The organism is Nocardia sp. NPDC050412 (assembly GCF_044458825.1).
GTDB lineage: Bacteria > Actinomycetota > Actinomycetes > Mycobacteriales > Mycobacteriaceae > Nocardia.
The window spans coordinates 302516-315056 of sequence record NZ_JBITIJ010000008.1 but is presented as its reverse complement, the minus strand read 5'-3'; the positions used below and the strand labels follow the sequence as shown (position 1 = coordinate 315056).

The following is a 12541-nucleotide window of genomic DNA, read 5'->3' as shown; positions in this document are numbered from 1 at the left end:
CGTTTTCTTTTCGGTCATCGGATATCGAATGTCACCGACGAGCCGAGCAGCGCGGTCGGCGACGCCCCGAATGCGCGCCGGAAGGTTTCGCTCAGGTGTGACGGGGAGGCGAATCCGGCATCGGCGGCGCAGCGGGCGAGGTCGTGCCCGGCGGCCAGGCTCGCGAAAACCATTCGCAGCCGCGCCCATTGGCGGTAGCGGCGGAATGTGGTGCCGGTGTGTGCGGTGAAGGTTCGTAGCAAGTGGGTTTCCGACATTCCGGCGGCATCGGCCGCGTGTTCGGCGCGGATGTGTGCGGTCGTGGCATGCATCCGTATGCCCGGTTCCGGGCCGAGGTATCCGACATGTCCGGGCCGCATCCACAGCACCGGCGCACCGCATGTTTGTGAAAGCGCGGCCCCGGTCATGTTCGTCAGGCTAATCGGTGCCCGGCGCAATCAGCCGGTGCGAGCCGCGACGACAGGGAGATGAACGGATATGACAACCGAGGCAGTCACCGCGAAGCCGAGCTGGCAGACCAGGGCTATCACCGCACTGTTGGCATCGCGCGGCCAGAAGCGGATGCTCGGCAGCGCGGAAGGGGTTCATGCGGCGGTGCAAAAGCGCGACCGGCGCGTCAAAGAGGTACGGCCACCGGCCTTCCTGCGCAAGGCAGCGACCGTCACCTCGGATGATCTCGACGGTTGGCCCGTATTCCGGATAACGCCGAGCGCCGGTCCCACCGACGTCAGCGTGGTTTTCCTGCACGGCGGCGGCTTTTTCGCCGAGATCGTGCGCCCGCACTGGAGTTTCGTCCGCGAACTCGCCGCCGCCATTCCAGCGCAGGTCGTGGTCCCGATCTATCCGCTGATCCCACATAGCAGCGCCGCGGATATGGTGGCCACTACCGCCGCGATCATCACCCGCGCGATCGAGCAGCGCGGCTCCGGAAAGACCGTGGTCATGGGCAATTCGGCAGGCGGCCTGCTGGCGCTGGCGGCAGCACATGCCGTGCGCGATCAGGGTGGGCCGCAACCGTCGCGGGTGGTACTGATCTCCGCCTGGCTCGACGCCACCCTTTCCGGCCCGGCACTGCCCGCACTCGAACAGGTCGATCCGTTGCATCAGCGACCCGGAATGGCCGAGATCGCGCGGCTCTACGCCGACGGCCTCGACCTCCGCGACCCTCGCGTCAGCCCGCTGTTCGGTGCGATCGAGGGACTGCCGCCCCTGACCATCTTCTCCGGCACCCACGAAATGGTCCTGGCCGACGCCCGTGCCCTGACCCGCCGCGCCGAAGCCGCGGGCATACCGGTCGACTACCACGAGGGTCCGGAGCTGCCGCACAACTACGTGCTCATGCCCAGCCCCGAAGGCCGCGCGGCTCGCAAGATCATCATCGACGCTTGCCGCACGCCACGCCACGATCGGTCCGCAGTCGACCGGGACATCGCGGGCCGATAACGGTCCTGCTCATCGCGCCCTGCCCGCCCGCTTCGACCAACTGTGACGACTCGGAAGCGGCGAGAGCCCGACGAACACGTGACCGGTGCGGGCCAGCTTGGGCTCGGGGGCGGGTGGAGCAACTCGTTGTCGACGATGGTGATCGGCAGGGGACGGATCGCGTCGTCTTCTGTCGTATCGCCGCAATCGGCGGGGTTGGTGTCGTGTCGTTTCGGACAGTGGGCTGTAGTCAGTGGGGCCGTAGCCCGTCGAACACGATTGCGAAGGTGCGGCGGCGTTGCTCCGCGGTGGTGTTCGTGGTGTTGGCGGCTAGGAAGGTGCCCTTTACGACACGCATGAGGTCGTCGATATCGATATCGCGCCGAACCGCTCCGGATTGTTGTGCGCGGGTTAGTAATTCGGCGATGGCGGCGTTCAGGGCATGGGCCGGTTTGCGGTATTCGGGGGCGTCGGCGCCTACGGCTTCGGCTAGGTCGCGTTTGACGGTGCCTTCGGCGACCATGCGGTCGAGGAAGTCGAAGAAGGCTTTGCCCGGGTCGGGGGCGGTGGCGAGTTCCCGCGCGTAGGCGATCATGCGCTCGACGCGGTCCACGATCGCCGCTTCGAAAAGGGCTTCCTTGGTGGGGAAGTGGCGGTAGACGGTGCCCGCGCCTACGCCTGCGCGACGGGCGATTTCGTCGAGCGGGACCGAAATGCCCTCGGCGGCGAAGGCCTCTTGGGCGGCGGCGAGTACGCGGTCGCGATTGCGGCGCGCATCGGCGCGCAGCGGGCGCGGTTCCTCGCGATCGGTCATGAGGGCTGAGTTTACTGGAGACCTTGACAAGCGGGGCGGTCGTTCCGGATGATAACCGGGGTCAACGTTCCGCTTAATTGAAGCAGGTGTTTTCATGGTGGAGACTTCGGTGGAAAGCCCTCGCGAGCTGGTCGAACGGCTCTTTCGCGAACTGCCCGCTCGCGATGCCGACGCATTCGTCGAGCTGCTCGCCACAGATGCGGTATTCGAGATCCCCTTCGTCATTCCCGGGATGCCGACCCGGCTTGTCGGGCGCGAGGAGATCCGGGCGCATCTCGCGCAGCGCTGGTCCGGGATTTCGGGTATCGAGGTACACGGGATCTATCCACAGGTGTACGAAACAGACGATCCCGAGGTGGTTTTCGTGGAGAACGAGGTGGATATGACGGTGCCCGGCGCCGCGCGGGCGCGAGTTCGCACGTCGGTCAATGTCGTTCGGGTCCGCGACGGCAAGGTCGCGCTGTTCCGCGACTACATGGATACGGCGCGCTTCAACCGACTTGTGGATAACTGACCCAGCCGGCCCGGGCGGTCCGAAATTCCGTCGCTTCGCCCGGGTACCGACTGCTAGCCTGCGCCGATGGCGAATCCTTATCCACAGGTGTACTTCGGCGACCGGCTCGTCGACGCGGAGCAGGCGTCGGTCGCTGTCGCATCGTCGGCGGTGCTGTACGGCCTGAGTGTGTACACAGTGCTCCCGGTGCTTGTGGATGGATCGGCGCGTACGGCATTTCGGCTCGACGACCATTTCCGGCGACTCGAGGAATCCTGCAAGATCATCGGCATCGACCGGTTCGCCGCCGAATGGGACTTCGCCCGATTCCGCACCGCGGTCATCGACCTGATCGCAGCCAATGCGCCGACCGAGGACGTATTCGTCCGCGCAACAGTGCATGTCGTCGAATCGATTCCGGGCACTCGGGTCCGCGGCTGCGCCATCCAGGTCAGCATTTTCGTCTACGACGCGGTGCCGATCGTGCCCCAGGAGGGTATGCGGCTGAAATCCAGTCCGTGGCGGCGCATTCCGGACAATGCGATTCCATCGCGCGCGAAAGTCAATGGCGCGTACGTCAATTCGGTACTCGCCAAACAGGACGCCATCGACAGCGGATACGACGACTGCATCTTCCTGGACGGCAACGGCCACGTCTGCGAACTCAGTGCCGCCAATATCTTCCTCGTCCGCAACGGCACCCTGATCACCCCGGATGTGTCCTGCGACATTCTCGACGGCATCAACCGCCGCACCATCCTCACCCTCGCCGCCGAAGACGGCATCCCGATCGTCGAACGCACCATCGACCTGACCGAGCTCTACATAGCCGACGAGGTCTTCGTCACCGGCACCTCATCCGGCACCTCACCGGTCACCGAAGTCGACGGCCGCCTCATCACCGACGGCCACCCCGGCCCCCTCACCCAAACCCTCCGCAAACGCCACACCGCCGCCCTCCGCACCGATACCCATCACAACTGGCTCACCTCCCTCTGACCGCGACGGAGTGGATTCCCGTCGATGCCTTCGATCCATTGCGGATGCCCGTCACAAGTGCTCGAGGGCGGCGATGGTGCTGAGGAACAGTTCCACGTTGTCGTGCACGAATTTGTCCCGGGGTAGGGCAGCGCCTGCTGGATCCAGGCGGTGACTGTGTCACCGAACGCACCGACCAGCGCGCGGCGAGGTCGACGGCGAGATCGTCCGGATCGCGGTCGGGAACCAGCTGCGACAGGATCCCGCGGAACGCGCGGGACACGTCCTCCGAGCGGGCGAGCCGCCGCTCGGCAACGGGCGGATGTCCATATGCCTTGGTGGACAGGATCTTTCCCTTTGGCAGGCGCGGCCAGGAAGAAATCCATCATGGCCTGCACCACTGCGGTGACCTGCGCCCGACTGTCCGGTGCCGCTGCATGTGGACGGCTGCTTCGGCTGCGGACCACCCAATCCGGCGGCGGTCGGCATCGCACTGAATCTCGAGAACGACCACGTCATCGGTCGTTTCACCCTCGACGAGCGCCACCAGGGCGCACCGGGTGTCGCGCACGGCGGTGTCATCGCCGCGATACTCGACGAGGCATCCGGCACGGTGCCGAGCGCCATGTGCGTGCCAGCGGTCACCGCGAAGCTCGAGGTGAACTATGTGCTTCCCGCACCGCTGCACCGATCGAGCGGCGCGAAGGCTAGCGCAAATTGCATATTCACGCTCGCCTCGAACACGACGGTGAACGCATAGCCGAGGGCAATGCCCTTCATCGCGGTCTCGCCGGATCACTTCTTCGCAGAGGGCGCAAAGGAAGGCGATATCCCGTTCTTCGGCGTGTGATTCAGCGGATGCCCGGCGTGCGCGGATCCGGACCGAGGCACACCAGAATGGCGCACCCGGGTGCGGTGTCGGCGAACGGTGGCGCCAACGGATAGTTCAGGCAGCTGAAGACATTGCAGCCCGGATATGCCGCAGGCCCGATGCCGAAGACCGCCAGCAGCAGATTCGTATCCACGAACCGCCTCGGATCCAGACGCAGCGGCGGCTCCACATACGGTCCCGGATCGGGCACCGGACGGACTTCGAAGGCCGCGAACAGCCGACGGAAAAATTCGTACGGCAATTCCGCGGTGTTCTGCACAATCCCCGAAATGCCCTCGTTGCTGACATCTCCGAAGACTCCGGTCCATACCACCGTCAAATCCAGGCTCGGAATGATGAAGACGTTCTGCAAGCCGAGTCCCGACATCGAGTAGACGTCGGCGGGCAGGTAGTCGGGGGTCTCAGCGCATCCCGGTCCGATCCAGAACAGATAGCCATAGCACTCGTTCGCCGCTGACGGTTGGCGTGCCTTGCGCAGATACGTCTGCGAAACGATTTGCTGTCCGCCCCAGCTCCCGTTATTGCTCACCAGCAACCCGAGTTTGGCGAAATCGTTCGGCGGGATCATCAGGTGGGCGTATCCATAGGTGTGCCCAGCGCGATCACGCGCCCAGTAATAGTCGCCGCGTTCGATACCGAGCGGATCGAAAAGCTCACGCTGCGCGAACTGCCGCAGCGGTTCCCCGACGGCCAATTCGATGACATAGGCGAGCAGATCGACATTGCGCTGGCTGTAGCTGAATGCCGCGCCGGGCGGATTGTCCAACGGCACCCCGAGCGCCTGTACGGCACTATTCGGATCGAGCGGAATCACCCCGGTGACGCCCTCGGTGAGCACACCCACCTTCATGCCAGAGGATTCGGTCAGCAGATTCTGCACGGTGATCGACCGATGCTGCTCATCACCGAGTCCCGGCGGCAGATACCGATCGATCGGCGCTTCGATATCGAGTTTCCCCTGATCCCAGGCTATTCCGGCGAGCACGGAAACTACGCTTTTCGTCGCACTCCAGATATTCCAGGCGACATTGCCGGTCTGGTCGTTCGTCGGTCCCTCGCCGATCAAGCAGTTGTGCCGGAACACCTGCACATTCAACCGATTACGCCCGCTCGCGAACTCCAATGCCTGCGCGAGCCGCCCCGCATCCAGTCCAACCTGTTCCGGCGCCGCCCGTTCCGGCTCCCGCCCGGAAGACACGCCACATGACAGCTGCTCGGTGTGCGCGGCTTGCGCACCCCCGGCGAAGACGCTTCCCACAACCAGCGATACCGCCGCGATTCCGGCCAGGAATCCGTAGATGCGCCCCATGCGCATGAGGCTATCGCGCCAGACCACGCCAGACCGGGCAACAGGCTGAATGCGTCCCAGTCAATTGCCAACTCGGCGCGCCGATCGCCGTCATAGCGCATCGGCCACGCGCCACGCCCGCAATTCGCTCCGCACGGCGGCTCCTTCTCGGACGACGTCTGTAGCGTGTCCGCACAACGAACCAGTCCGCGGCTCGCGATGAGGACCGCGATTCCGCTCAGTTTCGCTCGAGGTCAGCGGCGTGTCCGGACAGTGAACCGGTCTGCGCCGGCGATGAGGACCGCGATTCCGCTCAGTTTCGCTCGAGGTCAGCGGCGTGTCCGGACAGTGAACCGGTCTGCGCCGGCGGTGAGGAGCGTGATTCCGCTCAGTTTCGCTCGAGGTCAGCGGCGTGTCCGGACAGTGAACCGGTCTGCGCCGGCGGTGAGGAGCGTGATTCCGCTCAGTTTCGCTCGAGGTCAGCGGCGTGTCCGGACAATGAACCGTTGTCGCGGTGCATTGCGCATGTGCACGAGTGTCCCGACACCGCAGGCGATGACCGTCCCGACCACAAGCGTCAGCGGCATGTGTCGGGCAAGCAGCTTCTCGCGCAACGGGTCACGCATCAGCCGCGAGCCCGCGACAATCATCAACCACCCCTCGCAGAGCGCCGAGACGAGCGCAGCCTCAACCATCGGTCGCCACGCTCCACGGTTCCGCTCGACCCGCCAACCGCCGATCGGCGCGATCCCGCTGGGTATCAGCATCATGCGTGACGAGCTGTCCGCACAGCGAACCAGCCTGCGCCCACACCCAGGACTACGAGTCCGGTCAGCACCGCACCGAGCGGCAGTGACAGCCCGACGACCACGCACCCGGTCGCGCCGACGAACGGTACCCAGCGTGGCGGACGATCCTCGGTCAATGTCGCCGCCGAAACATTGGCGATCAGGTAATACACCAGCACTGTGAACGACGAAAACTCAATGGTCGCATGCAGATCGACGGTTCCCACGACCACCGCAACCACCGCACCGACCGCCAACTCGGCCCGATGCGGCACACCGAAGCGCGCATGCACCGCGGCCAGCGCACCCGGCAGATGTCTGTCGCGTGCCATCGCAAGCACTGTCCGCGAAACGCCGAGTATCAACGCGAGCAGCGATCCGGCCGCCGCGAGCACTGCACCCACCCGGACCAACGGTGCCAACCCAGACACCCCCGCCGTCGAGACGACCCTGGCCAGCGGATCGATCGCCTGCGCGAGCCCCGCCGACCCGAGCACCTCGAGCGCGGCCACCGCCACCAGCGCATAGACCGCCAGCGCGAGCCCGAGCGCGATCATGATGGCCCGTGGAATCGTGCGTCGCGGATCGCGCACCTCCTCGCCGAGGGTGGCGATGCGGGCATATCCCGCGAAGGCGAAGAACAGTAATCCCGCGGCCTGCAAGACCCCGCGCGGACCGATCCGGTCGGCCAGAGTTGTTGCGGCGGACTGGTTTCCGAACAAGCCCACCCCGACGACCACTGCCAGCACGGTCAGAACCGCCGCCACGATGATCCGGGTGGCCAGCGCCGATTTCTGCACACCGGTGTAGTTGATCGCGGTGATCGCGAAAACCGCCGCGACCGCGACGACCCGCGAATGTTCCGGCCACGCGTATCCGCCCACCGTCAGCGCCATCGCGGCACACGATGCGGTCTTACCCGCGACGAATCCCCACCCGGCCAGATATCCCCAGAACGCACCCAGACGCTCGCGCCCGTACACATATGTCCCGCCCGACACCGGATACCGCGCGGCAAGCCGCGCCGAGGAGGTCGCATTGCAGTACGCCACCAGTGCGGCCACCGCCAAGGCGAGCAGCAGCCAACTGCCCGACGCGCCCGCCGCGGGAGCAAGCGCGGCGAAGATGCCCGCACCGACCATGGACCCGAGTCCGATGACCACGGAGTCGGTTAGTCCGAGCCTGCGTCGCAGCGCGTCGCCGTGCGTTGCCATTGCTGCATCATCGACCACACCGCCCTCGACCACGAATCGAGCGGAAATGCGAAACGCCGCCAGGTTGGTAAACCTGGCGGCGCTGAGTCGCCGGACGCCACGCCAACGTCACGACTCGAGTGCCGACGTCCCACAAGCGCCTCTCGGCGAGTGGTCGCTCGTAGCGACAAATGGGGTGAGGCCCGGGGCTGTCCGGACGCCGACAGAGGTGATCAACGGTCCGCAGGCCGGATGTATTCCACGAATTCGGATGTGATGCGCACCACGAAACTCGTCTGGTCGGATCCCGCCGACACGTCCTCGGGATTCTCAGCTGACCTGTGCGGCGCAAACCCGCCTGTAAGGCACGGATGGATACTGCGGCCACAGACCCTGGACCGACCGATATGCACCCGCTGAGCTTCCCCGAGTTGCGTCGTCATTCAGGCCGGTCGCGAATGCGCGCCGAGACACCGGAGGATGCAGCGGCTTCGCGACCCGACGCGCCAGCGTGGGCTGGCACCCCGGCCTTTGCCTTTACGGCAGAAGCCGATGTCTTCGCACTCGAGGCCGGATACACATCGGCAGATCCGCGGACGGCACGCCTGCGCCCAGCGGCTGTGATCACATGCGGGATGGCCGTTCGATGGGTAGGTCCTGTGGATGGCACGCGTGCGCCACGCCGCGCCGCCCGTGATCAGATGCGGGATTGCTGCGGTAGGTCTTGTGGATGCGCGCACCGCACCGCGCGCCCAGCGACCGTGATCAGATGCGGTATGGCCGCTCGATGGGCAGGTCCTGTGGACGGCCCCGCGTGCACCGCACCGTACGTCCAGCGACTGTGATCAGATGTGGGATTGCTGCGGTAGGTCCTGTGGACGGCATGCCTGCGCCGCGCCGACTGTGATCAGGTGCGGGATTGCCGCGGTAGGTCCTGTGGACGGCATGCCTGCGCCGCGCCGACTGTGATCAGGTGCGGGATTGCCGCGGTAGGTCCTGCGGACGGCACGCGTGCACCGCACCCCGCGCCCAGCGACCGTGATCAGACGCGGTATGGCCGCTCGATGGGCAGGTCCTGCGGACGGCACGCCTGCGCCGCACCGCGCCGCCCGACTGTGATCAGATGCGGGATGTCCGCTCGACGAGCGGGTCCTGGCACTGTCGGCAGCCCGTGGGTGGCGGTTCGGGGCGGTACGGACTCGGGTATCGCAATCTAGAATCAACGAGCTCATGAGGTGAACAGGGGGGATCGGTTTGTCCGATGATCTGGTACTGATCGAAATGCTGGCCGCGTTGGAGCGCAGTCCGGAGGTGCTCGCGCTGCGGGTGCGGGTGGTCGAGCTGTTGATCGATCGTGGTCGCCATGCCGAGGCGCTGGCCCAGTGTGCGACGGCGCTCGCCCAGGAACCGGGGCACGCTCGGGTACTGGAGTTGTTGCAGCAGTGCACGATTGCGCTCGCGGGTGGTGCGCCGGGCGTTCAGGTGCCCAGCGAAATTCGATCCCCTCGTACGGAGCGCGCACCTTCGACCGAGTCGGCACCGGATGAGGCGAAAGACGCACCGCTGCAATATGATTGGATCGCTGCCGAAGAGCAGGTCGGTGACATCATCGCCCCGGCGTTCATCAATGAGGGCTCGCGCGAATACGTCAGCGACTCCGATGTCGGCGTGTTCGAAAAGCCCACCGTCAAGCTGGCCGATGTCGGCGGGATGCAGGATGTGAAGCGTCAGCTCGAACTCACCCTGCTCGGCCCGATCCGCAATCCCGGATTCGCCAAGGCTTTCGGCACCTCCGCGCGCGGTGGACTGCTGCTCTATGGCCCGCCCGGCTGCGGTAAGACCTTCATCGCCTCGGCGGTCGCAGGTGAACTCGGCGCGAATTTCTATCCGATCGAAATCGCCGACATCCTCGATATCTATCACGGGTCCGGTGAGCGCAATCTGCACGAGGTCTTCGAAATGGCCCGCCGCAATGCGCCTTGTGTGCTGTTCCTCGACGAGGTCGACGCTCTCGGGCACAAGCGCAGTCAGATGGCTGGTTCGACCTGGATGCGCAATGTGGTGAATCAGCTACTGAGTGAAATGGATTCGGCAACCCGCAGCAACGACGGCGTCTACATCCTCGGTGCCACCAACCACCCGTGGGACCTCGATGTCGCCCTGCGCCGCCCCGGTCGGTTCGACCGGATGATCCTGGTCGGCCTGCCGGATCCCCAAGCGCGCCAGGCGATTCTGCACTACCACCTCGAGGATCGTCCCGTCGCGGGCATTGATCTCCCGGCCATCGTGCGGCGCACCGACGGCTTCTCCGGTGCCGATCTGGCCCACATCTGCACCTCGGCAACGCAATTGGCGATGGCCGATTCGATCAGCACCGGCACCGTGCGCCCGGTCGGCATGGCCGATATCGAGGCCGCGCTGAGTCAGATCAAGCCGAGCGCGGGGCCCTGGTTCGAATCCGCACGCAACGTAATCGAATTCGCCAATGGCGACGGCGCCTACGACGAACTCGCGAAGTACATGCGAGCCAAGAAGTTCCGCTTGAAGTAGGCGCGGCCTGTTCGCGCGGCCGCTACCAACCCGCACTTCGTCCGGCGGAGGGGCGCGTCTCGAAGCGCGCAGGCGACCGGTCCCTGCCGTGACCGCCACTGCATCCGCTGGCTTACCAGCATGGCAGACGCTTTTCTTGATCATTTCTAATTCTTGACAGACTGGAAGAGCGTGCACGCCGAACTCGGCAAACGCGTCGAGGAAGGTGTCCGCGCCCGACTGGACGCCTGGTACCGCATGTCCGAAAACAGCTCCGCCCCCGACCATTTCGGTCGGAGGCGGAGCGTTTCGTTATATGGGGGGCAGGATGCCACGGGCCCCAGGTCTCGGAATTACAACAGGCCCCACCAATAGAGCAGGCAGGCCAGCACCCAGACAACCACGGTTTCCATCGCCGCTCCAATCTCCTTGGCGCCCTTATCCACCATCATCCGCCGATTCGCGCCAACGCGCCGCAAACTTGTCGGGATCTTCCATAAATAACGCGACTACCTGCGGTTTTTCTCCTGCAAGGTCTTCTTAAGTGCCCAACAAGCCCGCGACGGCATTGTTTGTGTCAACACCGCAACACAAGCCACCACCGGGGTGGGGAACCGGACTCGACCTGTTCACGAGGGGTAACAGGTCGCGTTTCGGGGGTAGTGCCAGCCGGGCCGGTCCACGAGGGGTGACCGGCCCGGCTGGCGCTCTTATCGGGGGCAACCACTTCGGATGGCTCTTCCCGGAGCTGACCGGCGCACTGAGTCGCCGCTGCCGAAGGTAACCATTCGGTGCGCGCCGACGATCCCATCCAAGGGTGTATGTAGCCGGGCCGGTTCACGAGGGGTGACCGGCCCGGCCGGGCCTCGAGCGGTCAGCCGACGGTCTGGAGCAAGTAGTCGGGCAGTTCGTAGCTCTCGGTCTTGGTGAGCATCTTCATCATGAGCGGCTTCATGATCTTGGTGGTCATCAGCCTGCTGACGAACAGGCCCGCGCGGATGCCGAAGCGGGATTTGGGCGTCATCGAGCGCAGGCCACCCGGCGGCAATTCCTGCGCGGTGGCGACGAACGGCCGCAGTACCTCTTCATAGCGGGCCAGCGCCGCTTCGGGATCGGTTGCGTGCGCGGCGATTTCACCGGCCAGCACGTACGCGCCGACCAGTGCCATCGCGGTGCCCTGTCCAGTGAGCGGCGAACCGCAGTAGCCCGCGTCGCCGAGCAGCACCACGCGGCCCTTGGACCAGTTCGGCACGTCGATGCGGGCCAATTCGTCGAAGTAGAAATCGTCGGCGGTGGCCATTGCATCGCGGACGGTGCTCGCGATCGTGCCGCCGTCGACCAGTCGCTCACGGATGAGCTGCTGCTGTGCCGCGACATCACGACGCAGCGCCGGATTCGCGGCGTCGCGAATGACGACCAGTGCCTTGCAAGTGGCAGGATCGGCATCCGGACGCAGTCCCACACCGGTCGCGCCGACCAGGGAATTCATCGCGATCCAGTGCTGCTCGGCATAGTCGGGCGTCGGCAGCGTGAAGAAGGACATATAGCCGCCGAGGTAGGTGGAGAAATCCTCCTCCGGGCCGAAGACCAGGCGACGGGTCGAGGAATGCAGTCCGTCCGCGCCGATCACGATGTCGAACCGTTCGGTGCTGCCGGAGGCGAAGGTGACATCCGCGCCCGCGCCGTCCTGACTGATCTCGGTAACCCATTCGCCGTAGCGGTAGTCGATGCCGCCCGCCTCGTCGAGCAGATCGAGCAGGACCTGGTTCAGGTCGCCGCGCGTGATCTCGATCTCCGCGACCGCGCCCTTACCCTCGAAGACCTCCGCGGCCATGCGCAGCAGCTCCTTGCCCTCGCTGTCCACGAAAACCATGCCGCGCTCGTCCAGTTGGGATTTGCGGATGCCCGGCATGAGCCCCATCCGCTGTGCCACCTCCACGCTCGGACCGCGCAGGTCCACGGCCTGGCCGCCCGGTCGGGGCGCGGCCGCCCGCTCGACCACGGTGGCCTGGATCCCGGCCCGGAGCAGTTGCAGGGCAACGGCATTACCGCCGATGCCGCCGCCGCAGACGAGGACCCGTGGGCGGTTGGCGGCGGGGTTGGTGTTGCTCATGATCTGTTCCTCACTGGCTCGAATGTCTTGC

General features: G+C 65.6%; 11 protein-coding genes. 5 read left to right on the top strand and 6 right to left on the bottom strand.

The window, feature by feature from the left end; translation table 11 throughout:
• Window positions 1-14: 14 nt before the first annotated feature.
• Window positions 15-407 carry a helix-turn-helix domain-containing protein gene (locus ACIBI6_RS24260; protein WP_396957942.1) on the bottom strand — a complete coding sequence of 131 codons (393 nt, stop codon included), beginning with the start codon at window positions 405-407 and terminating at the stop codon, window positions 15-17.
• Window positions 408-477: 70 nt separating this feature from the next.
• On the opposite strand from ACIBI6_RS24260, the gene ACIBI6_RS24255 reads away from it, so the two are divergent.
• The gene (locus tag ACIBI6_RS24255) at window positions 478-1443 is read left to right on the top strand and encodes an alpha/beta fold hydrolase (RefSeq protein WP_396957940.1); all 966 of its coding nucleotides are present in this window, start codon (window positions 478-480) and stop codon (window positions 1441-1443) included.
• Between the two features lie 229 nt (window positions 1444-1672).
• On the opposite strand, the gene ACIBI6_RS24250 is transcribed toward ACIBI6_RS24255, so the two are convergent.
• Window positions 1673-2236: a TetR/AcrR family transcriptional regulator gene (locus tag ACIBI6_RS24250; protein ID WP_396957938.1), complete on the bottom strand. Its 564-nt coding sequence runs from the start codon at window positions 2234-2236 to the stop codon at window positions 1673-1675.
• A gap of 94 nt (window positions 2237-2330) precedes the next feature.
• Here ACIBI6_RS24250 and ACIBI6_RS24245 point away from each other — a divergent pair, with 94 nt between their 5' ends.
• From ACIBI6_RS24245 to ACIBI6_RS24235, 3 genes are all read left to right on the top strand, one after another.
• The gene (locus ACIBI6_RS24245; protein WP_364359782.1) at window positions 2331-2750 is read left to right on the top strand and encodes a nuclear transport factor 2 family protein; all 420 of its coding nucleotides are present in this window, start codon (window positions 2331-2333) and stop codon (window positions 2748-2750) included.
• Between the two features lie 66 nt (window positions 2751-2816).
• Window positions 2817-3728 carry an aminotransferase class IV gene (locus ACIBI6_RS24240; RefSeq protein WP_396957936.1) on the top strand — a complete coding sequence of 304 codons (912 nt, stop codon included), beginning with the start codon at window positions 2817-2819 and terminating at the stop codon, window positions 3726-3728.
• Window positions 3729-4134: 406 nt separating this feature from the next.
• Complete coding sequence (locus tag ACIBI6_RS24235) at window positions 4135-4467, top strand: PaaI family thioesterase (RefSeq protein WP_396957934.1); 333 nt, start codon at window positions 4135-4137, stop codon at window positions 4465-4467.
• A 91-nt stretch (window positions 4468-4558) separates the two neighbouring features.
• On the opposite strand, the gene ACIBI6_RS24230 is transcribed toward ACIBI6_RS24235, so the two are convergent.
• The 3 genes from ACIBI6_RS24230 to ACIBI6_RS24220 all read right to left on the bottom strand — a co-directional run bounded on the left by ACIBI6_RS24230 (window position 4559) and on the right by ACIBI6_RS24220 (window position 7889).
• Window positions 4559-5908, bottom strand: a complete 1350-nt coding sequence (locus tag ACIBI6_RS24230) for a serine hydrolase domain-containing protein (RefSeq protein WP_396957932.1) — start codon at window positions 5906-5908, stop codon at window positions 4559-4561.
• A gap of 458 nt (window positions 5909-6366) precedes the next feature.
• The gene (locus ACIBI6_RS24225; RefSeq protein WP_396957930.1) at window positions 6367-6582 is read right to left on the bottom strand and encodes a hypothetical protein; all 216 of its coding nucleotides are present in this window, start codon (window positions 6580-6582) and stop codon (window positions 6367-6369) included.
• A gap of 71 nt (window positions 6583-6653) precedes the next feature.
• Window positions 6654-7889 (bottom strand): APC family permease, encoded by a 1236-nt coding sequence (locus ACIBI6_RS24220; protein ID WP_396957928.1) that lies wholly within the window; start codon window positions 7887-7889, stop codon window positions 6654-6656.
• Window positions 7890-9122: 1233 nt separating this feature from the next.
• On the opposite strand from ACIBI6_RS24220, the gene ACIBI6_RS24215 reads away from it, so the two are divergent.
• Entirely contained in the window at window positions 9123-10418 is a 1296-nt protein-coding gene (locus ACIBI6_RS24215) for an AAA family ATPase (protein WP_396957926.1), read from the top strand.
• Between the two features lie 853 nt (window positions 10419-11271).
• On the opposite strand, the gene ACIBI6_RS24210 is transcribed toward ACIBI6_RS24215, so the two are convergent.
• Window positions 11272-12510, bottom strand: a complete 1239-nt coding sequence (locus tag ACIBI6_RS24210) for an FAD-dependent monooxygenase (RefSeq protein WP_396957924.1) — start codon at window positions 12508-12510, stop codon at window positions 11272-11274.
• Window positions 12511-12541: the final 31 nt, after the last annotated feature.